Below are 23896 nucleotides of genomic sequence, written 5' to 3' on the forward strand. Positions count from 1 at the left end.
ATAATTTGTCCTTTTATCTTTACACTTACTATTTCTTTGCTCTTTTTTCTTATTAACTTTGCTACCTGATAGCTTTGCTCTCCAGTAGCTTCATTTTGAGATAATACCCTATCACTTTCACTTATTTCCTTTATTCTCTTAAATCCTTTTTCTGTTAGCACTAAAGTTTCTTCTGTAAAACAGCCTATTGAACACCCAAACCTTTCTAGAGGTGTTAAATCTGATTCTTTTAAGATTATTCCAACTACTCCATTAATTTTTTCTTTTAAGGTAATATGGTACTCTCCATTTATTAACTTTGAATCTTGAAGATACTCCATTACTTTATTACTTTTAAATTTAATTGTATTTAAAAAGTTCCTTTTTGGTAATTCAAAATTCTTAAATAAATCCGTTGACTGAATTAGATTTATTGCTCCTTTAGCACCTTTTCCTCCTGAGTATAGCACCATACATACAAGTGGATTAATCCCAATTGAAGAAAGAGTGGTTGTCCCTGATATTATAGCAACATTTTTTAGTAGTTCAGTACCAAATACTTTACTGTTAAATCGTATTCCTCTTTTTAGTCCTACTTCTGTTAACTCTTTGGCACCTTTTCCAAATATTTTGGCTCCGTCCCCAAAGAAAGGTATTATTGATATTAAACATAAGCCTCTTTCTAGTGAACTTAATTCTCTTCCTGTGAAAAATTCCTGTCCTAACGCTGCTTCTATAATTGCTTTCCCATCCCCAATTACTGGAATACAATCTATGGCTAATGAAACGTATTCTTGCCAAGGCTCCACTATTTTATAGTCAAATTCACCTTGATGTATTAGCTCATTTAAGTACTCTTCGAACTTTGGTGGTACATCCTCACCTTTTTCATTACCCTCTTTCCCCTCTAAGCTGATGCAGTATTGCTCATAGTTTTTCTTCATTAGCTCTCCAATATCACCATAACTTAATACATCTTCAAAAGAAATAGTATCCTTAAGCTTAACTCTAGATTTCCAATCACGTCCTCCATTTCTTTCATCTTTATAATATTCAACCTCTGTTGCTCCTATATTATTGGGAACTATAATTTCTTCAGATTTTATATCACTTATTTGAGCTACCAGCTTTTCATAATCTTTTGTAAATGGCTTATCTACTTCATCATCATATTGGGAGCATATTTTTCCAAATCTTGATAACTTATCTTTATCTTCTCTAAGTTTATCATAAAAAGCCCTTTGTGATGGAAAATTGAGGTTACTTAATTCTTCATCTTCATTTATAAGACTAATTGCATAGTTTATATAGTTTTCTGCCCTCATCATAGTCTCAATTATGTTCTCTATAGCATCAGTAGCTATTTTTGCTTTTGCTTGAGTTGATTCTTCCTCAATACAAAAATCGGACATTCCCTTTTACCTCACCATATTATTCTAATTCTAAAAATTCTTTATATATTTTTCTAGTAATTTCTTCATCCACATTTATAAATGTATTCATAACATTCATAATATACATATAACATATCTCATAATATTGGCTTAACTTATCTAAATCTGCATTCATTGAACTATTAACAACTTTGAGAAATTCCTGAGCTCCTCCTGTATAGTTTCTTTCATTTTCTAATATAGCTAAAGCAGTTGAGTAATACATTACAGCTTCAAATATTTGTTTCTTTGTAAGTTCAATTCCATAATATATTTCAGATAAATCCTGTACAGGTATATCTATTATTTCATTCAATTATTTCACCTCTACCCCCAATAATTTGCTTATATCTAACCTTGCTACTTTAGGACTTACTTCACATAGTTCTTTTTTTAATAGGTCATATTTATATGTTTTACCTTCAACCTCAATATATGTTATATAAAGGCTAACGTAAGGAATTCTTACATTTTCCTCTTTTTTTAATATTAAAAAATTTTGATTATCATTTTTTATAATATAATTTTCTATAAACTCCTCAACTTCCATATTATTAATTGAACTATCTACTATGGTATCTCTTCCTCTTAGAAACTCATATTCCTTAAGTATAGTTAAAACCAAATGAAAGTTTGCCATTTTTTTAAGTTCAAACACATTACTTTCTGTATCTTTTTTGAAAAATATCATATAATCTGTATCATCTTTTGATAATAATATATCGTTTACCCAAATATAAGATTTTGCCATCTTAAATTTTTCTAAGCCTTTTATTAATTGATATGAACAAGCATTTATAGTATTATCTTCATTTAAAATCATTTTTTCTTTTAAGCTATCTAATGCTTTTACTTCAGAATATAAATTTTCTCTTAGAGCTGCTTCTTTATCTAAACCATAGATATCTTTTCCATCTAACGCTTCATTAAGTAAGTATATTTCACTTGCTTTAAGCATAACTATTCCTCCAACTCCTTTATAACTAGCGAATTATTTATAAACTCATCACGTTCATCAATAAACTTAGATATTTTTCTAACATTTTCTTCTGCAGCATCCTTTAACTTATCATTTAACTGCTCACATAACATAATTAAGTTAAGAAATGATTTCTTGGACTCTCCACTCCAAGAAGAATTTTCTACTAAGCTCACTATCTCACTAATTTTATCTTTACTATCGCTAATATTGTTACTAGCTTTTTTTATATAATCGTAAGCTTTTTGCATTTCATCACTTCCCCTAAAATTCAATCTTCCCACCACCACTTCACATAAACAATTTCAGGATTAGACTCCTCATAATCTCTTTTAGACTTATAATAATCTCTCTTTGATATTGCAGTATCAAGACTATTTTTTATACTGCTACAAATAATTTTATAGTCTTTTATTCTCACTTGAATATCCTTACTTGTCCTAATACACTTATCATTAAAAACATTAATAGGCTTTCCATAAATATTATCATAATTTGTTGTGCTAACTTTTCTCAAAGCGCTTAAATATCCATCAAGCTTGTTAAGTTTAACTATTAATTCATTATAGTATTCATTAAGATTCTTGCTTAAATCTTTATATTTTTTATATTTATCCTTATATATATAATATGCGTCTGTATTTCTCTCATAAGAGTACCCCAAAATATTCTCCCCTCACAATCATTTATATTTAAATAAGGCCCTAAATTAAAAAGCTGTATCAAAATGGTTTATCATTTTAATACAGCCTCATCTTATGTTAGACCATTTTAATTTTACTAGCTATATCTTGGTCTGCTGCTTCCATTGCTTCAACAATAGAATTTAATTGTGCACTTAAATCTTCAAGCATTGTTACAAAGTTTGCCATAACGGAAGATTTTAATTGTTCATATTGATCTGCATATTGCCTACTTGCTGCACCTTCCCACTGAGCACATAACTCACCAGAAATTAGATTAGAAAGAGCATTTAATTCACCTTCAATTGTATCTCTTCTTCTAATAATTTCTGATGCCATCTCTCTTCCTTGTTCTGGACTAAATTTAATATTTCCTGACATTTAATCATCCCCCTTCTTATTAACAATTCTACCATTTATTACATTTAATGTAAATATACTTTATGTATAATTACACTACTATATATTGTATTATTTTTCATATAAATACTATATTATAATTTATTATTCCATTTGATCTACTAATCACTAAAAGCTCTTTAAGCCCTGTAACATGTGGTATACAAAAAGGAACACTACTAGTAGTGTTCCTCTAATCTTCTATCTATAATGTGCACTGCAATGCAAGCGCTTTGTATCTTATAGAATTCCCTCTTTACCATAAGTTTCAATACACTTTGTTATGTAACTTAAGGTACAGAAATCTCTATCTAATCTATCAGCCAATATATTTAATCCCGAAATTAAATTCTTCTCACTGAATTTTTCTAATAATATAATGATGCTTATAGGATTAATTCCTCCATTCTTAGTATCTAATACTCTTGAACTCTTTACCTTCTCATTTCCCATAGCTTTAAGTACTGCCTCTTCTAGCTCTTTACTTATATCTAATTCTGGAATCTCATCAAAAACTCTTACTTCACTTTCCTTATACTCTAAGCTCTTTGCAGATGATAGGTCACATCCTACAAATATAACATTCTTAAATTCTGCATCTCTAAAATCAACATCACCTAAGTTAACACCTTCAAAAACAACATTCTCAAATACAGCTCTTCTAAACTTGCTCTTTTTAAAATTAGTTCCTATAAACTCTGCTCCCCTAAAAGTACAACTAAAGAAATTACAGCCTTTAAAATGTGCTCCTCTAAAACTTGAAAAGTTAAAGTTTGATCCTGTAAAATCTGTGCCATAACAATTGCTTCTTCTTAAATCACTATACATAAAGTTTTTATTTTGCTTTATTTCTTTATTATAATGGAATCCCTTACTTTTATTCTTATCCATTTTGCCTCCAAATACCTAACTTCATTTTTTATTACTAACTTTTACTAGTATATAGCAAATACTTATACCTTACAATATTTATTCTGCGTTATCTATCTAATTATATTTATTAAAAAAGGTATAGCTGATATTTATTTTGCTTGTTCCGTGGCAAGCTCCAAGTCACATCAAAACAAATATCCACCCCACCCGTACTAAAGGTAAGGAAAATATAAAATTACTATCCTTTATTTTATATTTTTTAATATGGCTAATTAAAATTTTATAGTTTCCTTACATTAAAAAAGAGCTATAAATTAAATTTATAGCTCATAACAATCATAATTATTGTCTGTTTCTTTCTTTCTTAGCTCTTCTACAAGCTTGGCATCTAACTGGATCATTTTCGAATCCTTTTTCTTTGTAGAATTCTTGTTCTCCTACTGTGAATGTGAATTCTTGACCACAATCTTTACATGTAATTACTTTATCTTGCATTGATATTCCTCCTTAAATTATAAAGAGATTCAAATTTGACTAATATAACTCTCATAAAGGAGAAATATATATTCACTCATAATCTAAACTCTTTATTTTTACGCATCAATAATACCACAAACTTCCTTCAATATCAATATAGTTTTAAATTTTATCCATTTTTCAAAGTATTTATTTCCTTAATACTCAGATTTCTCCACTTTCCTTCCTCTATTCCATCAATTAAAATATTCATAATTCTAATTCTCTTTAACAATGTAACTTCATATCCTAAAGACTTACACATCTTTCTTATTTGCCTATTCATGCCTTCTGTTAATATAATAGAAAACTTCTTTTCACCTAAAGCTTTAACCTTACATTTTCTAGTTATCCTATCCCCTATTTTAATTCCATTGGACATATTTAAAATAAATTCATCATCTATATCTTTATCTACTTCAACTATATACTCCTTCTCATGATAGTTTTCAGAGCTTAATATTTTATCAGCTAAATCTCCATCATTAGTTAATAAAATCAATCCCTGAGAAGGTTTATCTAGCCTTCCAATTGGAAAAATATATTCAGGATAATCAACATAATCTATAATATTATTTTCAGTTTCCTTTGCTGCTGTACAAACAATTCCTACTGGTTTATTAAAAGCAACATATACCTTATCCTTAGGTTTTACTCTTACATTATCTAAAAGTATAGTATCACTTTCCTCAACCCATTGTCCCTCTATTGCTAGTTCTCCATTCACTATAACCCTTTTATCTTGAATAAGCTTATTAGTTTCCTTCCTAGAGCAGTATCCATAATTGCTTAATAACTTATTAATTCTCATATAAATTTCCTCATTTGCAGTTTAAAATAATGAAATTTGAGTTTCCTCATAATCTTTTCTATATGCATTTATAATATCATTCATCTTATAAAGAATTCCACATCTTTCACATTCATTTTTAAATATATCCCATAACTTCTTATACTCTAGAGAAGGACATTCATACTTTTCTCCATAAATATCCATATATTTCTTTACTAAAAGCTCATTAGGAAATAGTTTTGATATTTTTTCATAATAATATTCTCTTTGGTTACCTCTTAATGTTACTCCCATTCCATAAGCAAATATAAATTTAGCGCCACACTCCTTAGCTTTTCTAACAATGAATCTAATATTTTCTTCATTATCATTTATAAAAGGAAGTACTGGCATTAGTAATATACCTGTAAAAATCCCTTCACTCGTTAACTTTCTAATTGCTTCAAATCTATTTGAAGAAGGAACTACGTTAGGCTCAACCTTTCTACATAAACTATCGTGGAAAGTAGTTATAGTTATCTTTATTAAAACTGGTGAATGATTACTAATTTTTTTAAGTATATCAATATCTCTAAGAATTAAGTCACTTTTAGTTGCAATACTTATTCCGAATCCATATCTATTAATTAGCTCTAAGGCTCCTCTAGTTAAGTTAAGGTTCCTTTCAAAAGGATTGTATGTATCGCTCATAGCTCCAATACCTATAACTCCCTTTTTTCTCTTACTCTTTAATTCTTTATTTAAAATATCTAATGCATTTCTTTTAGCTCTAACTGAATCAAAATTCTTAACTCCATAGCATTCACTCCTTGAATCACAATAGATGCATCCATGTGAACACCCTTTATAAAGATTCATATTGTAATTTAATCCAAACCATCTATTGTTTTCTGCATAACCCGAAAGTATTTGCTTTGCATCTATATAATACATTTTCATCCTCCTCTTACAAGGATTTCAAATCTATAAATAAGACATCTTTATGTCCTATTACTTAAATCCAGATAAGAAACTTTTTAATATTATACCACATTACCTTCATTTTTTGATTTATCCCCTTTTTCTCTACTTAATTTCCTTCCTTTACCAACTTGATAATGCTATAATAAATTCGTTAAAAATAAGCGATACAAAGGATTTGATAGAAATGTTTAAACTAATACCTTATTTAAAGGACTTTAAAAAGGAATGCTTTTTAGGTCCATTATTTAAGCTACTAGAAGCAATATTAGAACTTATTGTTCCTCTAGTAATGGCAAAAATAATTGATATTGGAGTTAAATCTTATGATACATCATACATAATTAAAATGGGTATATTGATTATAATTCTTGGTATAGTAGGATTAGGATCTGCCCTAGTTTGTCAGTACTTTGCTGCTAAAGCCTCTCAAGGTTTTGGAACAAAGCTTAGAAATGAGCTTTTCCGTCATATAAATAGTCTTTCTCACTCAGAAATTGATAATATAGGAACTCCATCATTAATAACAAGAATAATAAATGATGTAAACCAACTACAAGTTGCTGTAGCTATGGCTATAAGACTTGGGGTTAGAGCTCCATTCATAATTTTAGGTTCAGCAATAATGGCTATGTTTATAAATCTAAAACTTTCACTAATATTCTTCCTATCTATCCCTCTAATTGTACTTACTTTATATTTGGTAATGGGAAAAGCTATTCCACTATATAGGGTAATTCAGAAAAAGCTAGATAAAATTTCTTTAATTACTAGGGAAAACTTAGAGGGGGTAAGAGTTGTAAGAGCTTTTTCTAAACAAGAGGTTGAAAAAGATCGATTTAATATAGCAGCATTAGACCACAGTAATACAGCTATAAAGGTAGGTAAACTATCTGCACTTTTAAATCCATTAACCTTCATGATTATGAACTTCTCCATAGCTTTTATAGTTTGGTTTGGAGGTATTGGCGTAAATAACGGTAATTTTACACAAGGTGAAATAATAGCTTTCGTAAACTATATGACTCAAATACTTCTAACTCTTATAGTAGTTGCAAACCTTGTTATTATATTTACAAAAGCATCTGCTTCTGCAACTAGAGTTAATGAGGTTCTTGATACAAAATCAAGTATTAAAGAAGCTTCTAGCTCAACTAAGGTACAAGCTACTAATAATTCATCTAAAATAATTGAATTTAAGAATGTTTCTTTTTCCTATAATAATTCAAAGCAATATTCTTTAGAGAATATCTCATTATCAATAAATAAAGGTGAAACCATAGGAATTATAGGGGGAACAGGTTCAGGAAAGTCTACTCTAGTAAACCTTATTCCAAGATTCTATGAAAGTACTGAAGGTGAAATTTTTATTAATGGAGAAAACATTAAAAATTACTCTCTTAAAAACTTAAGAAATCTATTTGGAATAGTTCCACAAAAAGCTGTATTATTCACTGGAAGCTTAAGAGAAAATATGAAGTGGGCTAATAAGAATGCTAGTGATGAAGAAATTTTAATGGCACTGGATATTGCACAATGTAGTGATTTTTTAAGTAATCTTAAGGACGGCCTTGATACCTCTGTTCTTCAAGGAGGCAAAAACTTTTCTGGAGGCCAAAAGCAAAGGCTTACTATAGCAAGAGCTTTAGTAGGTTCTCCTAAGATAATAATTTTAGATGATAGCTCAAGCGCATTAGATTTTGCTACTGATTTAAAACTTAGACAAGCATTAAATACATATGCTAAAGATATAACTACAATAATAGTTTCTCAACGTGCATCTTCAATTAAAAACTCAGATAAAATTGTAGTTTTAGATGATGGAAAGTTAGCTGGAATTGGAACTCATGAAGAACTTCTTGAAAACTCAGAAGTCTATAAAGAAATATGCTTGTCCCAACTGACTAGAGAGGAGGCTTATAATTAATATGGATAAACAAGTTATTAAAAGGCTTTTAAAGTTTACAAAGCCATATATAGGTTACTTAATCATGGCTTTAATTTGCGCTCTTTTTTCAGTTACATTTACATTACTAGGACCAGTTTTAATAGGTAAAGGAATAGATTTAATAATTGGACCAAACAATGTAGATTTTAATGGAATCTTAAAAATAATAGTTATTCTTATGGCAACAATTATTTTAGGTGCTTTATTTCAATGGTTAATGAGTTTATGTACAAATATTGTTACTCAAAAAACAGTTAAGGATTTACGCATAGCTTCCTTTAATAAAATAAATGAAGTTCCCTTAAAATATATAGATAGTAATCCCCATGGTGATATTATAAATAGAGTTGTAAGTGATATTGATTTAATATCTGATGGGTTACTCCAAGGTTTCACTCAACTTTTTACAGGTATTGTAACAATTATTGGAACACTACTATTTATGCTATCAATAAATGTTTCCATAGCCCTAGTTGTTGTACTTGTTACTCCACTTTCACTATTTGTAGCTTCCTTTATTGCTAAAAAATCACACAATAGCTTTAAGGTTCAATCTGCAACAAGAGGTGAATTAAGTGGTTACATTGAAGAAATACTTGGTAATCAAAAGGTAGTAAAAGCTTTTTCTTATGAAGATGAAGCCGAGGAAAAATTTAAAGAAATAAATGCTAGGCTATATGAATCTGGAGTAAAATCTCAATTTTATTCCTCACTTACTAATCCTTCTACTAGATTTGTAAATGGTATTGTATATGCTGCAGTAGGTGTTATTGGTGCATTATTGGCTATAAAAGGAAAACTTACTATTGGAGATATATCTTGTTTCCTTTCCTATGCTAATCAATATACTAAACCATTTAATGAAATATCAGGAGTTGTTACTGAACTTCAAACAGCCTTTGCATCAGCTAAGAGGGTATTTAATCTTTTAGATGAGCTACCAGAAACTCCAGAAGATAAGGATGCAATATCCTTAGTTAAAGCAGATGGTTATCTAGAAATAAATAATGTTAATTTCTCTTATTCAGAAAATAAAAAACTTATAGAAAACCTTAATTTAAAGGTTAAACCAGGTAATAGAATTGCTATTGTTGGCCCTACTGGATGTGGTAAAACCACAATAATAAACCTTTTAATGAGGTTCTATGATGTAACATCAGGAGAAATTAAAGTTGATAATACTAATATAACTCATTTAACTAGAGAAAGTTTAAGAAGAAACTTTGGAATGGTACTTCAAGACACATGGTTATACTCTGGTACTGTAAAGGAAAATATAGCTTATGGTAAGGTAGATGCTACAGATGAAGAAATTATTGAAGCTGCTAAAGCTGCTCATGCTCACAACTTCATAATGAGATTACCAAATGGATATGATACTCTTATAAATGATGATGGAAGCAATATATCTCAAGGACAAAAGCAACTGTTATGTATTGCTCGTGTCATGCTTACAAAACCACCAATGCTAATTCTAGATGAAGCTACAAGTAACATTGATACAAGGACAGAGATATATATTCAAAAGGCTTTTGATAAAATGATGGAAGGAAGGACAAGCTTCATTGTAGCCCATAGACTTTCAACTATAAAAGAAGCTGATCTTATCCTAGTTATGAATGCTGGTAAGATAATTGAGCAAGGAAAACATGAAGAACTATTAGCAGCTAACGGCTTCTATGCTAATCTTTATAATAGCCAGTTCGTTAAAGAATAAAAAAGGTGTAGCGGATATTTATTTTGCTTGTTCCGTCGCAAGCTCCAAGTTACATCAAAACAAATATCCACCCCACCCGTACTAAAGGTAAGGAAACTCCCTCTGCTTTACGCAGGGGGAGTTTAAATTTATCAGTGAAATACTAATTTTTAATTATATCAATTGAAGTTATTTCATCTCCATCCTTAGTTAAGACAGCTTTATCTATTGTCTTACCATTAGAATCTAAGAAATTATAGAATATAAATGGTATTGTTACAATGCCATTCTCACTTTCCTTATCAATAGCTAACAAAACTAAATTGTAACTCTGTCCATTTTTTGTAATAATGTTCAAACAATAATTCGATTCCTTATTAAAATTATCACTAGAAAATTTTATTTCACCTACAAACCCATATTCCTTCTTTGAAAACTCTTTTTTATCATCATATAGCATATATGATGATGGTATATTTTCACAAAATTCATAATAATCCTTATATCCTATAATTTTTATATCAGCTATATCATTATTACCAGAATAATATATATTCTTACCATCTTTTTTAAAGGAAGTAAAGTAAATACCACCAACTATAACAAGTAAAATAAAAAACATAAATAAAATTATAGTCTTTTTATCTTTCAGCATAGTAATCTCCTTCTAACAACTTCGCACTACTATTCTTCTATATTTTACCATATACTCATTTTTATATCAATCATATTAACTCCCCACTCATAATAAAGGTAAGTAAATTATAAAATTATTATAGAGGTTAAAATGGAGTAGGAGGTAGATACTTATTTTATCTACCGACCTCTCACACAACCATATGTACCCGGTTCATTAGAATTTAATGTTTCATTTGATATGTTTGTGTTAAAGTAACAAATCCTAATGGATCTAGGTATTTGCTAACTCTTCACCGTTTACGCTTGCCCTATTTGGTAAAACCATAAAATTACTTGGCACCTTTGATTTACCTTGAAGTTCCATTTCTACTTCCACCTCTTGGTCTATATATTTAGTTTTCTGCTTTCTTTGTAATTTTTTTGGTACGTATCTGTCAGACTACCTCAGATAAGAACACGCACTTTCACCGATTAGTACGTGCCCATGCTGGGCACACCTAAAAAGAAACACAAGCTCTAGCAGTGTTTCTTCATCATATTTATTATCTTTTCATCCTCTAATAAATTCTATTTCATTTTCTTTAAGAAACTCACTTACCTCATTGATATCATCATAAGCCTCTCTAAATACAATTCTTTTTATACCAAATAGAACTAACATTTTAGCACAATTAAAACATGGTGAATATGAAACATATGCTGTAGCTCCCCCTAAATTGAACCCATTATTCTGAGATGCCTTCTTTATTGCATTCATTTCAGCATGAATCTCATTTAAAAGAGACCACTTTGAATGCTCTCCATTATCTGCATTTATCCATTCACCATTCTTATCTTTCTTAAACCATTTATTATTATTCTTTCTAAATAGCTCATTACAGTTTATCTTGCCTTGTAATGTTCCATTAATACCTATAGAAAGAATGTTATTATCTTTAGTAAGTATACAAGCTACATTTTTAGCAGCACACTTGGAATGCCTCTCATAAAGAGATAAGCTCTGAAGAAAGGTCTTGTCCCACTCACTTAAATCATTATTTTTAAAAGTTATACTCTCCATATCACCACTCCCTCAAAAATTATATCATATTTTTTCATTTACATAATCACATAATTGTAAATTACTCATAGTATATAGTATAACGCTGGACACACAGCAAGTAATCCTCCTTATAGCTCATAACTTAATCTTTTCTCAGTAGGATTAAACCTACTGAGATTTTTTAGAATTCACTTCTTCTAAATAATTCTTTTTATTTATTATATTTTTCTCAAAATTTTCAACTGCATTCTTCGTAAAGTTTCCTACTCTAGCCATGTTCTCAAAATTATCAGAATTACTTTTATGTGCCATAAAATCTTCTCCTTTTATTATTTTTATAACTAATATTATTCCAAACTCACTCATATTTTATAATAAGAACTTTTTCAAGGAGAATTTAAATGTTAAATAATGAGACTAATATATCTTACCATGTAGATCTACCTTATCCAGACATAAAAGTTGAAAAAGAAAACTCACGTTATGCTAACATATTATTACACAATTACTCAGGTATAGTATCTGAATTTACAGCAGTAGATCAATATGTATACCACAAGTTTAAATTATTCAAAGATTGTCCTGCTGTTTCACAAGCAATTGGAGAAATTGCTATGGTTGAAATGCACCACTTAGAAATGCTAGGGGAACTCATTTTACTATTAGGAGAAGACCCTCGCTATTGGATAAAGAAAAAAGATAAACGTTATTATTGGAATGCTAAATTTGTTGATTATGGAAATACTCTAAAAGAATACCTAGATTACGATATACAAGCTGAAGTTGTTGCCATAAGAGACTACAATAAAGCACTGAATGAAATTTCTGATCCTAACATAGTTAAAATAATAGAAAGAATAATTCTAGATGAAGAGCTTCATCTTAAAATATTTAAAGAACTTTATGCTAAATATGTAAAAACCCCTGAATAAATCAGGGGTTTTAAATATTTACGAACTATTTTTTCTTATTTCTTTTATAAAGCCAAACACCAATACCTACAGCTGCAGCACCAATTACTGCTGCTCCTATTTGAGCTAATAAAAAGAAATCTTTGTATTCATCATATACACTAACAGGACATGATTCCTCTTTAGGTGTACCTGTTTCTTTTTCAAGCTTTCTAGCAACATAATATGCCTTCATAAATCTTTCTTTAGAAAAGTTATTATTTAAACCATCTTTAAGCTTTTCAAAATAACTTTCAGTCCAATCTTTAGGGTCTGATAATAATTTTTCTTTATCATGTGTTTCAAAAATCACATATGCATCAGCTAAATCAATAGCATCCCTGAATACTTCATGGGGATAATCAGTTGTAAGTAACTCACTTATCATCACCCTACGTGCCTTGTCTATATCCTTTTCACTAATAGCTACTTTTAATTGATCTATCATAATTATCCCTCCTTTTATACTTACACCTTAATTTTACCACCTTTTACATGTATTTTATACATTCCTACAAAGTTTTAAGATAAATTTAATTTTAAGAAGCTTCTCACCAAATTTTTATCTATTTTCCCTACGATTTTTTATCATTGGTTGTATATATGGATATACTTCAACAAAAGTTGTCATTAAAGCTACAGTGATACAAATACCAATTTCAAGCGAATTCATAATATCACCTCGTACTCTCTTTAATACATCTTATGCTATAGCTTTTCATATGGGATAATTACACAAACTAAATTATTATTCTATCCCATTGTACAATTATATAGAAAAAGAGAAATTGCAAAGCAATCTCTCCTCCTTCTTTCTATTATTCTTTTTACCTTTATTAACTATTAACTATTTCCCCTCCATTAACATGAATAGTTTCTCCTGTTATAAAGGAAGCTCCTTGGCTAGCTAAAAACACATATGCTTCTGCAAGTTCAACTGGTTGCCCTGCCCTTTTTAAAGCTGTCTTAGAACCAAACTTAGAAAGCTCTTCAGCTGTAAAAGTTGATGGAATTAAAGGAGTCCATATAGGGCCTGGTGCAACAGCATTTACCCTTATTCCCTTTGGTGCAAACATAAGAGCAAGAGACCTTGTTAAGGAAGTTAAGGCTCCTTTTGTTGCAGAATAATCAATTAACCTTTCATGACCATTATAGGCTGTAATTGATGTTGTTAATATAATACTTGCCCCATCCTTTAAATGTTGTTCTAAAGCCTTACACATAAATAATGCTCCATAAATATTAGTTCTAAAAGTTCTATCTATTTGATCATAAGTCAATTCTCCCAAATTATTAATTGGATGTTGTTCACCTGCATTACTAATAAAAATATCTATTTTATTGTATTTCTCAATTACTGTTTTTACAGTGTTATTGCAGAAGGATTCGTCCCCAATATCACCTTTTATTAATAGACACTCTCCTCCTATCCCTTCTATAATTACTTTAGTTTCATTTGCATCCTCATCTTCATTAAAATAAATTATACAAACTTTGGCTCCTTCCTTAGCATATACTACAGAAACAGCTCTTCCAATTCCACTATCTCCACCTGTTATTATAGCAACTTTATTTTTGAGTCTATCCCCTCTTACGTCATACTCCTCATGTTGAAAAATAGGTCTAGGATTCATATTTTTCTCAATACCAGGTTGTTCCTTAATTGTATTAGTAGGAAATGTTTTTGGAAATGTTTTTTCAATCATTATTTAAACCTCCTAAAAGAATTTACATTTAGTATCTCCTTTAGTTAAATAAATAATAACAAATTAGGAGAAGTTGCAAAAACAACTTCTCCTAACCTATAACTACTATTCTCATAGTACTTTAAAATATTAATCATCTGCTACATTCCTATTATTGTATGAATACACATTATATTCTTGCCATATATTTTCCAAGTTTGCAAATATATCTGCAATGTTTTCCTTTTCTCTCATTCCCACTGCTATTATAAGTGCATTTATAACGGAAAGTGGCGCTACTAATGAGTCAACAAAAGATGCCATATTACTTTGAGCTATCAAAGTGCTATCAGCCTTTGCAGCCAATGGCGAAAGTAAGCTGTCTGTTATAGCAACTACCTTAGCTCCTCTAGCTTTAGAAAAATCCAAAACATCAATTGTCTTTGTAGCATATCTAGGGAACCCGATTCCAATAACTAAATCCCCTTCCCCTATATTTATCATTTGCTCAAATATATCTGAAATTCCATAACTAACTATTCTTACATTTTGAAGTATTATATTTAAATAAAACCCTAAAAATTCAGCAAGTGCTGTAGAACTTCTTAGACCTATAATGTAAATATTCTTAGCTTCAAATATAGAATTTAACACATCTTCAAAGGTGTAAGGATTAATTTTTTCTAAAGTAGCTCTTATATTTTCCATATCAGCCTTTAATACACCTTTTAGAGCTGCCCCATGAGATGCAAAGTCATTAGAAAGTTCAAGTCTCTGCACAGTAGTTAATTTATTCTTTATTAGCTCTTGTAATGCTTTTTGAAGCTTGGGATATCCTGAAAACCCTAATTCATTAGCAAATCTTACAACAGTAGATTCTGAAACTCCTACAGAAATTCCAAGTTTTGCAGCTGTCATAAAAGCAGCTTTGTCATAATTTTTTAGTATATATTCAGCAATTAACTTCTGTCCCTTACTTAACCTAGGAAATTTTACTTGAATCAATCTCATTAAGTCTTTGCCTTGTTCATTTAGCTCGTTATCCATCATGTACCATCCTATTCATAAAAACTTATATAATTTGCAATTTAATTTTATCATTATGTTAATAATTAATCAATAAATAATTGAAAGTCTTTTAACAAACTCCATTCATTTTTGACATATTACAATTACTTCTTTTCTATAACAATAAGCATTGGTGCCACTTCACTTCTGTTTAGAAAACTATGTTCCATAACTCCAAATTTATTCTTTGGAAGGCTTACTACATAATCCAAAATGCAAGATTCCTCTTTTTTACCTTCATTATGCCCTCTATAAATACATATTGTCATAATGCCTCCATTATTAAGAAGCTGAAGCCCCTCCTTAATACTTTGAAGGGAAGTTTCATGCATAGTTGTTACGCTCTTATCTCCTCCTGGTAGAAACCCTAAATTATACATTATACAATCTACTCCCTCATCTATATATTCTTTAAATTTATGATGAGAGTCATTTATAACATTAACATTCTCTTTGTTCTTACCCTTATAATTATCACAGGCTATCTTTTGTACATCAAAAGAATAAACCCTATTAAAATTTTCTGATAAAAAGTCAGTATCATAGCCATTACCTAAAGTTCCATCAATGGCTACATTTTTATTTTCCAAAAAGTTATTTATTATATGATGAGAAATCTCACTTATATCTCCAACGTATTTAAACATATTTACCTCTCTATAAGCTATTTATATAATCTAATTCTTCCTTAGTTAAGTTTCTCCATTCTCCTCTTCTAAGATATCCAAGTTTAATTTTACCTACTGCAACTCTTTTTAAAGACTGCACATCATGACCTAATGCAGAACACATTCTTCTAATTTGTCTGTTCTTCCCTTCATGAATTCCAATTTCTACTGTACTCTTTCCATCTTCCACTTTAATAACTTTAATATTAGCATCAGCAGTAATATATCCTCCAATATCTATTCCTTTTCTAAACTTATCAAGCTCTCTAGGTGTAAACTCTCCCTTACATACTGCTATATATCTTTTAACCACTTTAACTCTTGGATGCATTATTTTATTATAAAGATCACCATCGTTAGTTAAAATAATTAAACCTGAACTATCATAATCTAATCTACCTACTGGATAAATTCTTTCCTGAACATTAACTAAATCAATAACAGTTTTCCTATCCTTCTCATCCTTAACTGATGTTATATATCCTTCTGGTTTATTTAGTAATATGTAAACCTTATTTTCTTCAGGTAAAATAATCTTTCCTTCAAATTCTACTTTATCTATACTTGGATTAACCTTAGTACCAAGTTCATTAATTACTTCTCCATTAACCTTTACTTTTCCATCTAAAATAATCTCTTCACATTTTCTTCTAGATGCAACACCACATCTTGCCATGTACTTCTGTAATCTTTCTTCCATTATCTAAATCACTCCACTTTTATATTCAAATAGATTATATCTTTATGTCAAATAAATTACAACTTTTATGAAACACTATGAAGGATTGTATAAAAACTTGAAATTTGATATACTTTTATAAAAAGACTTAAGGAGAATTATTATTATGGAGAAACTTTTGTTTGGAATATCTGGTCTTCCTTTAGGTAATGAAGGAGATAAATTTACATATGCAACTGGAATTGAATATTTAAGTAACATGAACTTAGATGCTATGGAGCTACCTTTTGTACGCTCTGTTAATGTAACTCCCAAAAATATGCACTCAATAATTGAAGCTAAGGAAAAACATAACTTTTACCTTTCTGCACATGGTTCATACTTTATAAATCTAAATGCAGTTGAAGATGATAAAAAAGAAAAGTCCTTAGAAAGAATAACACTTGGAGCTGAAGCTTTAAAATCAGTTGGAGGAAGAAGCTTAATCTTCCATCCTGGTTTCTATTTAAAATCTACAAAAGAGGATGCTCTTGAAGAAGTTAAAAGAAACTTAAGGAAGCTTCCATACTTTGGAGTTGATTATAGACTAGAAACAACAGGTAAAGGTACTCAATTTGGTGATATTGATGAACTAATTCATATATGTAAAGAAATTGATACTTGTAAGCTATGTATTGACTTTGCACACGTTCACGCAAGAGGAAATGGTGCTTTAAAAGAATATGATGATTTTGCTAGAATATTAGAAAAGGTTGGCGAAGGTTTAGGTAGAGAAGCTTTAGATGATTTACACATTCACCTTGCTGGTATTGCATATAGCGAAAAAGGAGAAAAGCATCACCTTCCTTTCTTAGAAAGTGATTTTAACTACCAAGCATGTATGAAGGCCTTTATTGATTATGAGGTAAAAGGATGTGTAATTTGCGAAAGTCCAATACTTGAAAGAGATGCAAAATTATTAAAAGACACTTATGAATCACTTTAATGGAATATATAAAAAGCGAAATTGGTAAGTAATTTCGCTTTTTTTATTACAATAAATTTAAAGGGCATCATAATAGATGCCCTTTACCTTCTAAATCCTACCAGAAGCCGCCACAGCCAAAGCCGCCACCGAAGCCACCAAATCCAAATAATAATAAGATCCAAATTGGCCACCAAGCTCCGCCGCCAAAGCCGCCGCCGAATCCACCACAGCCGCCGCAGTTCCAGCCTGGGTTAACACGTCTTCCTCCACAACCATTATTACAACAACCGCCGCAATTGTTGCATCTACAGCATCCTCTTGACATAGTAAATCAACTCCTATTCTTTAGTTTAATATATTGTATTCTTAAGAATGGAAATTTGTTCTACATCAAAAAAATTTTACATAACTCAATTATTAAATATATTTATTAACTTTCTTTAAGATTATTTGGGTTAAATGTATAGAAACAACTATAATTAATCCTAATATGAAAGTAATACCTAATACATAAACGAAATTACTAATATATATTTCATTTTTTAATAAAAGCCAATTAAAGTCCCCCAATACTATTATGTAATAAAGCCCTCCTAATAAAAGAGAAAACACACCAGTAAAAATTGTTATCTTTCCCACTAAAGGAAAAACAAAAAACTTATTTATGTTATTAATAATGATCTTCTTATTAATAAATTTAGATAAATAATATACAAAAATGGATCCTATTAAATAAGCTATTATTATTAATAAAACATTCCTACTACCTCTATAAAATGTATAATCATAGCTTATAAAACTAATTATATCTCCTATATAATTAATAATACTATTTAATATATCATAAGTCCTTAATGCAACTGTATTATAGATATCTACTCTATAAAAATATATCTGACCAATTACTAACGCATCAAAGAAAATTGCCATAGGAAAACCTACTAATGCTATCAATGTGAATATTAAATTTGAAAAAAACATATCCATAAATGACAAATAAACAATAAAAGCTAATCCTAAAGTAAAAATTTTAATTATAATAAATATAGAATATTCCCAAGGGTTAAAAATATAAGGTAATAATTCTTTATTACTTATATAAACACATATAATTGCATAAGCTGCTACAAATACAAATAAACATAAAGTTAAAAATAAAAATAAAAACTCATTTTTCTTAACCTCTTCCTTGGTGTAAGGGCCACCTGTAATAAAGGTAATATTGTTTCTTTTATTAAAGCCAGTAATCATAACATATACTAATAGTATTATTAAAAATGTAGTAATGACAAAAATTGAACTATCTAAATATATAGAGTTACCTTCTAAATTACTTATTTGATATTTTAAGTTATTTATATAACTATTCATACTAGAATACATAATTAAAAAGAAAAGAATACTCCCCCCTAATATTCCCCATTTTCCATTATAGAAGGATTGATAAAAAAGTGCTTTATTATAATATTTTTTCATTAATATCCCCCTCATCTAACCTGTATATGAATATATCTTCTAAGTTTAAGTCTATCTCTTCTATAAATAGTGGTTTAAACCTATTAATTTCTTCTATAAATTCTTCTCCATAATTATCAACTAATATAGTAAATACTCTACCTACCTTGGACATTTTAAATATGCCTTCAATATTTAAGTCCTCTTCGTAAACAGGGCCATCAAAAGCAACTTGTATCTTTTTAATCTTCTTTTTCATCTCTTCTAGAGTATTTTTATATGAAACTTCTCCTCCATCTAAAATAACAACTTCATCACAAATTTTTTCGAGTTCACTTAAGTGATGAGAACTAATTAAAACTGTTGTTCCTCTAGTTGATACCTCTTCTATTATTAATTTAAGTAATTTATTTTTTAATATTGGGTCTAAACCCGAGGTGGGTTCATCTAAAATTATGTATTTTGCTTCTTGTGCAAACCCAAGCATTAAAAATACTCTCATTTTCATACCCTTGGACAATTGATGAAGTCTTTTATTTAAAGGTATTTTAAAAACTTTGTTTATTTTGTGAAACTTCTCTTCATTAAAATTATCATAGGCTAATTTATAATACTTTATAACATCCCTAACTAAAAAAGAAGTAAAGAAATTATTTTCGTCAGCTACATATGCTATATTCTTTTTTACTTCAGCATTATCATATACATTGATTCCATCATATAGTATTTCCCCTGTAGTCATTTTGTAAATTCCAGTTAAGCATTTTATAAGAGATGTCTTACCAACTCCATTTGGTCCAATAAGTCCATATATCTTCCCTTCATCTATGGATAAATTAATATTTTTTAATATATCCTTATCCTCTAATTTAAGGGTTAAGTCCTTAATCTCTATCACTTAATTTCCCTCCAACTTATCTAAGACTTGTTTTTCTAAATCAACTAGCACATTAAATTTAATATTTAAACTTTTTGCTGATTCTAATACATCTTTAATCTTTTTCATTAAAATATCATAATTATAAGCCAAAACTAATTCCTTAGCTCCTGCCCTTACAAAAGTTCCCTTACCTTTTAAGGTTTCAATCATACCTTCATCTTCTAATCGACTATAGGCTTTACTAATAGTATTAGGATTTACTGTAAGCATTGAAGCAAGTTCTCTAACAGAAGGTAATTTATCACCCTCTCTTAAGGCATTATTTATAATAAGTTCAATAAATTTTTCTTTAATTTGCTCATATATGGGTCTATTATTATTGATTATATAAAACATCTTCTCCCCCATTAGTTGAAATCCAAAAATAATCAATTACCCAACCTTCACCCTCATCTATAAAGACAATGTTAATATCTATATTTTCTGGATTACTACATTCAACCTCTTTATTCTGTATATATAAATCACTAGTAGAATACCCTATACCTGTTAGCGTTAAAACTTCTAATTTCTCAGGTACAGTATAACCTTCTAACATACTAACTCTTCTTCTATAATCATCTAGAATAAATTCTTTGCTCTCTTTAGTATTATTTTCAGGAAGTATTTCCCCATCAATTTTATAATAATTAAAATTTGAATCTGTTACCCTCTTCCTTTTAGATAAACATTCCTTAAAATCAGATGTAGTAACAAAAACTCCATCCTTATTTAATGCTCCTAATTGTTTATGGTTTATTATATCAATAATTTCATTGGGTGAGCTAAAGTATTTCTTCTTTTCATATACTTTATTGGTATTTGTACATAGCATTATAGTTACCACAACAAACAAACCACTTAAAGCAATCATCATTGATTTTTTCAAGATTATAACCTCCTAAAAAATAAAGTGTACTACTTCTAGTAGTACACTTTAATTCTATATACATCTATTATAAAGGTCAATTAATAAATTCTTAGCATTTCTTAATTATTTCTTAATCTCAGTATTCTCTTTTTCTTTAAGAAGATTTTCAACTAAACATAAATCATCTAATTTACTTAATAGATTTTTATAAGACTCTCTTATATATTCATTATTATAAAGCTCATTATAGGATATTTTATCTGCATCTACCTTCAAAATTTTATCTACATTGTCACCATAAATTTTATATAGTATACAGTTAAACCCCTTCTTAACTCTTTCATAAGCATAATTATCTGAAGTATTCCAGCTATAAATATCTCTATTTACCTTCTCAATAATACCATAAAGTTGATAAAGATAACTAAGCTCTTTTAATGAGTACTTATCGCTTAAACTTGCTACAGAAGCAGAGTAATTTTTATTTATAGGTAACAAATATAGATATTTCTTCTCTTCCTCTGTATTTTGAAGACTTCTTATACTTTGAAAAAGTGAAGTTGCTATATCTAACCTTATTACATTAGCATTATTACAGACTTCTTTAACTCTATATTTTTCCTCATAAAACCTATTTTCTTTTAAAATCTTTTGTTGATCTTCTATCTCCTTGTTGTGCATATTCTTATTAATAATCCAACTGCAATACGCTCCAACTAAAGAACCTATAATAATAGAGATTGCAGAAATAATTGAAGTAACTATAGGTATAGGCACAATATCTACTCCTTTCCTCATTAGTACAATGTTAGTATGTACCGAAAAGGTTAGATAATACAGCCATTAATCAAAATACTCTTTTTCAATTTGTTCCAAATAACATTCTTTTGAACAATAAATTTGTTGCGTTATCTTATCATAAAAATAATTTTCTGTAATTACATTTTTACAGCCTGTACAAATAAGAGGTTCCTTTTTTTCCTCTTCTAGCTCCTCTTCTTCTTTAAATATCTTAAAATCTAACATAAAAAATCCTCCTCATTAAGTGACTCCTTTATCTTAATAAACATGCATTTATATCTTTCATCCCCAGAGCTATTAATTAACTCATCTATTCTTGCTTTATTGATTTTCTTATAATATGGTATATTCCACTTATTAACTATATTTAATGCTTTTAAAACTATTCCTTCATCCTTACAATCAATAACTAAATCAATAATATCCTCATATATTTTTGAATATTCCCTCCTACTAGATAGTAGTCTATTAATAATTATATATTCATCACTTCTTTTCTCTTTTGGTTCAAGTATTGGATACTTTATATTTACTATATCGGCCTTTTCAATAAATAGTTTTAACAGCTTCTCTAGCCCCTCACTATCCAAAGTAAATATAAGAAAAATATAATACCTCCACTTTAATGAATGACTATCCCTTAACATTATAAATAATTTATCATTAATTTTAAAATCAGCTAAATTATTAACTTTAGCTAATTTAATTACCTGTCCTTCACTGCAAGAATTTAATTCAGCTAAAATAACCTCTTTCCATCTTTCATCCTTTAAAGCCCTTAATACAAAACCTCGTACCTTAGGAATATCATACCTACTTAGTCCGGTACTTGATAGATATTTACCATTACATTCGTCCTGTAGTAATAGTAAAATAGAATACATATTATATAGATATATTCCCTTTAACTGCTTATTATATATAAGTCTATTGATTATATGCTTTGTATAGTGGTTTATATATTCTCCTCCACAAGAAAGCTTATATATTAAACATTTCCCATTTAACAATTTACATAAATCCTTAGAAGCTAAAGTCAATATTTTATCATTTACTTCAAAATTAATCATTTCTTTAGCTAGATCTAAGCTTTCATAAACACTATTCACTTTATCACACCTCTAGCTAAAATTTAAATTTGCCTCATTTAGATTATATTAAAGCATATAAAAAAAAAGTCCTCTATATTACTAGAGAACTAACTTTTTCTATTTTAAATTACCATTAACTATCTTAATTAAAAAGTCTATATTAGCCTTATCATCTTCAGGATACATCCTTGCAAGCAAAACTATATTACACAAAATAATGTGTGTAAGCTTTTGCGCTCTATACTCTATATTTATGTATTGGTTTTCTATATTAATTGCATGAATTACATAACTATAAATCTTTTCTATAATAACATTTTCTATATTTTGATTTTCTGTTTTACTTATTGACTCATTTTTTAAAAGATTACTACCAATTCCTCGCCTAACCTTTATATCCTCATATAAAATTTTAATTATACTTTCTAATACTTTATCACTATTATTATCTTCATTTACTACTTTTTCTATCTTTTCAAAGGTATTGTTCCAACTAGCATCTAAAACTTTTAAAAACAAATCCCTTTTATTATCATAATAATTATATAAAGTGCCTACTGCTATATTACATTCCTTTGCTATAGCTTTCATATCTACATTATCATATCCATCATTACTAAATAACTTCCATGCAGCTTGGAAAATTGTTTCATCTAGGTTTAATATTTTCTTAGGCAAACTACTCTCCCCTTTTTATTCTATTAACACTATTATAATGCTACCTTAACTTTCCTTCAAGTATAGAAATTTTCTAGTTATTTCAGTAATTTTTTATATGTTTTAAACATATTTCTATATTAAA

At 28.8% G+C, this 23896-nt stretch carries 30 protein-coding genes; 4 read left to right on the forward strand and 26 right to left on the reverse strand.

Features of this window, described 5'->3' with window-relative positions; translation table 11 throughout:
* The 10 genes from KIB46_RS02260 to KIB46_RS02305 all read right to left on the reverse strand — a co-directional run.
* A partial coding sequence (locus tag KIB46_RS02260) for a pre-toxin TG domain-containing protein (protein ID WP_291670553.1) occupies positions 1-1391 on the reverse strand: 1391 nt, incomplete at its 3' end.
* Positions 1392-1410: 19 nt separating this feature from the next.
* Positions 1411-1728 (reverse strand): hypothetical protein, encoded by a 318-nt coding sequence (locus tag KIB46_RS02265; protein ID WP_156558662.1) that lies wholly within the window; start codon positions 1726-1728, stop codon positions 1411-1413.
* Positions 1729-2370 (reverse strand): DUF5081 family protein, encoded by a 642-nt coding sequence (locus KIB46_RS02270; protein WP_156558661.1) that lies wholly within the window; start codon positions 2368-2370, stop codon positions 1729-1731. It lies immediately after the preceding gene.
* 2 nt (positions 2371-2372) lie between these two features.
* The gene (locus KIB46_RS02275; RefSeq protein ID WP_195260846.1) at positions 2373-2666 is read right to left on the reverse strand and encodes a hypothetical protein; all 294 of its coding nucleotides are present in this window, start codon (positions 2664-2666) and stop codon (positions 2373-2375) included.
* A complete protein-coding gene (locus tag KIB46_RS02280; RefSeq protein WP_195260847.1) occupies positions 2663-3055 on the reverse strand; it encodes a hypothetical protein in 393 nt (130 codons plus the stop codon). The genes KIB46_RS02275 and KIB46_RS02280 overlap by 4 nt, the downstream gene beginning before the upstream one ends.
* Before the next feature lie 97 nt (positions 3056-3152).
* Positions 3153-3455, reverse strand: a complete 303-nt coding sequence (locus KIB46_RS02285; RefSeq protein ID WP_099329551.1) for a WXG100 family type VII secretion target — start codon at positions 3453-3455, stop codon at positions 3153-3155.
* A gap of 258 nt (positions 3456-3713) precedes the next feature.
* Positions 3714-4364 carry a pentapeptide repeat-containing protein gene (locus tag KIB46_RS02290; protein ID WP_291670558.1) on the reverse strand — a complete coding sequence of 217 codons (651 nt, stop codon included), beginning with the start codon at positions 4362-4364 and terminating at the stop codon, positions 3714-3716.
* A gap of 324 nt (positions 4365-4688) precedes the next feature.
* The gene (locus KIB46_RS02295; protein ID WP_027098363.1) at positions 4689-4841 is read right to left on the reverse strand and encodes a zinc-ribbon domain-containing protein; all 153 of its coding nucleotides are present in this window, start codon (positions 4839-4841) and stop codon (positions 4689-4691) included.
* Between the two features lie 151 nt (positions 4842-4992).
* Positions 4993-5673 (reverse strand): pseudouridine synthase, encoded by a 681-nt coding sequence (locus KIB46_RS02300; protein ID WP_291670564.1) that lies wholly within the window; start codon positions 5671-5673, stop codon positions 4993-4995.
* Positions 5674-5694: 21 nt separating this feature from the next.
* Complete coding sequence (locus KIB46_RS02305; protein ID WP_156558656.1) at positions 5695-6594, reverse strand: radical SAM protein; 900 nt, start codon at positions 6592-6594, stop codon at positions 5695-5697.
* Between the two features lie 208 nt (positions 6595-6802).
* On the opposite strand from KIB46_RS02305, the gene KIB46_RS02310 reads away from it, so the two are divergent.
* Together KIB46_RS02310 and KIB46_RS02315 are read left to right on the forward strand one after the other, a co-directional pair.
* Positions 6803-8542: an ABC transporter ATP-binding protein gene (locus KIB46_RS02310; RefSeq protein ID WP_156558655.1), complete on the forward strand. Its 1740-nt coding sequence runs from the start codon at positions 6803-6805 to the stop codon at positions 8540-8542.
* Position 8543: 1 nt separating this feature from the next.
* The gene (locus tag KIB46_RS02315; protein WP_291670567.1) at positions 8544-10280 is read left to right on the forward strand and encodes an ABC transporter ATP-binding protein; all 1737 of its coding nucleotides are present in this window, start codon (positions 8544-8546) and stop codon (positions 10278-10280) included.
* Positions 10281-10422: 142 nt separating this feature from the next.
* On the opposite strand, the gene KIB46_RS02320 is transcribed toward KIB46_RS02315, so the two are convergent.
* The 3 genes from KIB46_RS02320 to KIB46_RS02330 form a co-directional block, all read right to left on the reverse strand.
* Complete coding sequence (locus KIB46_RS02320; RefSeq protein ID WP_291670569.1) at positions 10423-10914, reverse strand: hypothetical protein; 492 nt, start codon at positions 10912-10914, stop codon at positions 10423-10425.
* A gap of 534 nt (positions 10915-11448) precedes the next feature.
* Positions 11449-11958: a deaminase gene (locus KIB46_RS02325; protein WP_099313338.1), complete on the reverse strand. Its 510-nt coding sequence runs from the start codon at positions 11956-11958 to the stop codon at positions 11449-11451.
* A 150-nt stretch (positions 11959-12108) separates the two neighbouring features.
* Positions 12109-12252, reverse strand: a complete 144-nt coding sequence (locus KIB46_RS02330) for a hypothetical protein (RefSeq protein ID WP_291670573.1) — start codon at positions 12250-12252, stop codon at positions 12109-12111.
* Positions 12253-12341: 89 nt separating this feature from the next.
* On the opposite strand from KIB46_RS02330, the gene KIB46_RS02335 reads away from it, so the two are divergent.
* Positions 12342-12872, forward strand: a complete 531-nt coding sequence (locus KIB46_RS02335) for a ferritin family protein (RefSeq protein WP_099313337.1) — start codon at positions 12342-12344, stop codon at positions 12870-12872.
* Positions 12873-12897: 25 nt separating this feature from the next.
* Here KIB46_RS02335 and KIB46_RS02340 read toward each other — a convergent pair whose 3' ends face one another.
* From KIB46_RS02340 to KIB46_RS02360, 5 genes are all read right to left on the reverse strand, one after another.
* On the reverse strand, positions 12898-13338 hold the full coding sequence (locus KIB46_RS02340; RefSeq protein ID WP_156562496.1) for a hypothetical protein: 441 nt from the start codon (positions 13336-13338) through the stop codon (positions 12898-12900).
* Positions 13339-13726: 388 nt separating this feature from the next.
* Positions 13727-14596: an SDR family oxidoreductase gene (locus KIB46_RS02345; RefSeq protein WP_291670578.1), complete on the reverse strand. Its 870-nt coding sequence runs from the start codon at positions 14594-14596 to the stop codon at positions 13727-13729.
* A gap of 129 nt (positions 14597-14725) precedes the next feature.
* Positions 14726-15625 (reverse strand): MurR/RpiR family transcriptional regulator, encoded by a 900-nt coding sequence (locus KIB46_RS02350; protein WP_099328259.1) that lies wholly within the window; start codon positions 15623-15625, stop codon positions 14726-14728.
* A 122-nt stretch (positions 15626-15747) separates the two neighbouring features.
* On the reverse strand, positions 15748-16290 hold the full coding sequence (locus tag KIB46_RS02355) for a class I SAM-dependent methyltransferase (protein ID WP_156562501.1): 543 nt from the start codon (positions 16288-16290) through the stop codon (positions 15748-15750).
* A gap of 10 nt (positions 16291-16300) precedes the next feature.
* Positions 16301-17011 (reverse strand): pseudouridine synthase, encoded by a 711-nt coding sequence (locus tag KIB46_RS02360; RefSeq protein WP_291670583.1) that lies wholly within the window; start codon positions 17009-17011, stop codon positions 16301-16303.
* A 145-nt stretch (positions 17012-17156) separates the two neighbouring features.
* On the opposite strand from KIB46_RS02360, the gene KIB46_RS02365 reads away from it, so the two are divergent.
* Positions 17157-17975, forward strand: a complete 819-nt coding sequence (locus tag KIB46_RS02365) for a TIM barrel protein (RefSeq protein ID WP_156562505.1) — start codon at positions 17157-17159, stop codon at positions 17973-17975.
* Between the two features lie 399 nt (positions 17976-18374).
* Here the strand turns inward: KIB46_RS02365 and KIB46_RS02370 are convergent, their stop codons facing one another.
* From KIB46_RS02370 to KIB46_RS02405, 8 genes are all read right to left on the reverse strand, one after another.
* Positions 18375-19433 (reverse strand): hypothetical protein, encoded by a 1059-nt coding sequence (locus tag KIB46_RS02370; RefSeq protein WP_156562508.1) that lies wholly within the window; start codon positions 19431-19433, stop codon positions 18375-18377.
* Positions 19417-20310 (reverse strand): ABC transporter ATP-binding protein, encoded by an 894-nt coding sequence (locus tag KIB46_RS02375; protein WP_291670587.1) that lies wholly within the window; start codon positions 20308-20310, stop codon positions 19417-19419. The genes KIB46_RS02370 and KIB46_RS02375 overlap by 17 nt, the downstream gene beginning before the upstream one ends.
* Complete coding sequence (locus KIB46_RS02380; RefSeq protein ID WP_156562513.1) at positions 20311-20688, reverse strand: GntR family transcriptional regulator; 378 nt, start codon at positions 20686-20688, stop codon at positions 20311-20313.
* Positions 20669-21220: a hypothetical protein gene (locus KIB46_RS02385; protein WP_291670591.1), complete on the reverse strand. Its 552-nt coding sequence runs from the start codon at positions 21218-21220 to the stop codon at positions 20669-20671. The genes KIB46_RS02380 and KIB46_RS02385 overlap by 20 nt, the downstream gene beginning before the upstream one ends.
* Positions 21221-21325: 105 nt before the next feature.
* A complete protein-coding gene (locus KIB46_RS02390) occupies positions 21326-21979 on the reverse strand; it encodes a hypothetical protein (RefSeq protein ID WP_156562517.1) in 654 nt (217 codons plus the stop codon).
* A 66-nt stretch (positions 21980-22045) separates the two neighbouring features.
* Entirely contained in the window at positions 22046-22228 is a 183-nt protein-coding gene (locus KIB46_RS02395; protein ID WP_156562518.1) for a hypothetical protein, read from the reverse strand.
* Complete coding sequence (locus KIB46_RS02400) at positions 22222-23112, reverse strand: hypothetical protein (protein ID WP_291670593.1); 891 nt, start codon at positions 23110-23112, stop codon at positions 22222-22224. The genes KIB46_RS02395 and KIB46_RS02400 overlap by 7 nt, the downstream gene beginning before the upstream one ends.
* Before the next feature lie 99 nt (positions 23113-23211).
* On the reverse strand, positions 23212-23772 hold the full coding sequence (locus KIB46_RS02405) for a TetR/AcrR family transcriptional regulator (protein WP_156562520.1): 561 nt from the start codon (positions 23770-23772) through the stop codon (positions 23212-23214).
* Between the last annotated feature and the right edge of the window lie 124 nt (positions 23773-23896).

This window comes from Clostridium sp., from assembly GCF_018372875.1.
Lineage (GTDB): Bacteria > Bacillota > Clostridia > Clostridiales > Clostridiaceae > Clostridium.

What these genes read in the sequence shown, in the direction of transcription:
- KIB46_RS02355 (WP_156562501.1), bottom strand. Translation starts at nt 16,290, where the DNA reads ATGTTTAAATACGTTGGAGATATAAGTGAGATTTCTCATCATATAATA.
- KIB46_RS02330 (WP_291670573.1), bottom strand. Translation starts at nt 12,252, where the DNA reads ATGGCACATAAAAGTAATTCTGATAATTTTGAGAACATGGCTAGAGTA.
- KIB46_RS02310 (WP_156558655.1), top strand. Translation starts at nt 6,803, where the DNA reads ATGTTTAAACTAATACCTTATTTAAAGGACTTTAAAAAGGAATGCTTT.
- KIB46_RS02360 (WP_291670583.1), bottom strand. Translation starts at nt 17,011, where the DNA reads ATGGAAGAAAGATTACAGAAGTACATGGCAAGATGTGGTGTTGCATCT.
- KIB46_RS02320 (WP_291670569.1), bottom strand. Translation starts at nt 10,914, where the DNA reads ATGCTGAAAGATAAAAAGACTATAATTTTATTTATGTTTTTTATTTTA.
- KIB46_RS02315 (WP_291670567.1), top strand. Translation starts at nt 8,544, where the DNA reads ATGGATAAACAAGTTATTAAAAGGCTTTTAAAGTTTACAAAGCCATAT.
- KIB46_RS02340 (WP_156562496.1), bottom strand. Translation starts at nt 13,338, where the DNA reads ATGATAGATCAATTAAAAGTAGCTATTAGTGAAAAGGATATAGACAAG.
- KIB46_RS02380 (WP_156562513.1), bottom strand. Translation starts at nt 20,688, where the DNA reads ATGTTTTATATAATCAATAATAATAGACCCATATATGAGCAAATTAAA.
- KIB46_RS02290 (WP_291670558.1), bottom strand. Translation starts at nt 4,364, where the DNA reads ATGGATAAGAATAAAAGTAAGGGATTCCATTATAATAAAGAAATAAAG.
- KIB46_RS02285 (WP_099329551.1), bottom strand. Translation starts at nt 3,455, where the DNA reads ATGTCAGGAAATATTAAATTTAGTCCAGAACAAGGAAGAGAGATGGCA.
- KIB46_RS02295 (WP_027098363.1), bottom strand. Translation starts at nt 4,841, where the DNA reads ATGCAAGATAAAGTAATTACATGTAAAGATTGTGGTCAAGAATTCACA.
- KIB46_RS02305 (WP_156558656.1), bottom strand. Translation starts at nt 6,594, where the DNA reads ATGAAAATGTATTATATAGATGCAAAGCAAATACTTTCGGGTTATGCA.
- KIB46_RS02300 (WP_291670564.1), bottom strand. Translation starts at nt 5,673, where the DNA reads ATGAGAATTAATAAGTTATTAAGCAATTATGGATACTGCTCTAGGAAG.
- KIB46_RS02365 (WP_156562505.1), top strand. Translation starts at nt 17,157, where the DNA reads ATGGAGAAACTTTTGTTTGGAATATCTGGTCTTCCTTTAGGTAATGAA.
- KIB46_RS02370 (WP_156562508.1), bottom strand. Translation starts at nt 19,433, where the DNA reads ATGAAAAAATATTATAATAAAGCACTTTTTTATCAATCCTTCTATAAT.
- KIB46_RS02350 (WP_099328259.1), bottom strand. Translation starts at nt 15,625, where the DNA reads ATGATGGATAACGAGCTAAATGAACAAGGCAAAGACTTAATGAGATTG.
- KIB46_RS02270 (WP_156558661.1), bottom strand. Translation starts at nt 2,370, where the DNA reads ATGCTTAAAGCAAGTGAAATATACTTACTTAATGAAGCGTTAGATGGA.
- KIB46_RS02395 (WP_156562518.1), bottom strand. Translation starts at nt 22,228, where the DNA reads ATGTTAGATTTTAAGATATTTAAAGAAGAAGAGGAGCTAGAAGAGGAA.
- KIB46_RS02345 (WP_291670578.1), bottom strand. Translation starts at nt 14,596, where the DNA reads ATGATTGAAAAAACATTTCCAAAAACATTTCCTACTAATACAATTAAG.
- KIB46_RS02335 (WP_099313337.1), top strand. Translation starts at nt 12,342, where the DNA reads ATGTTAAATAATGAGACTAATATATCTTACCATGTAGATCTACCTTAT.
- KIB46_RS02325 (WP_099313338.1), bottom strand. Translation starts at nt 11,958, where the DNA reads ATGGAGAGTATAACTTTTAAAAATAATGATTTAAGTGAGTGGGACAAG.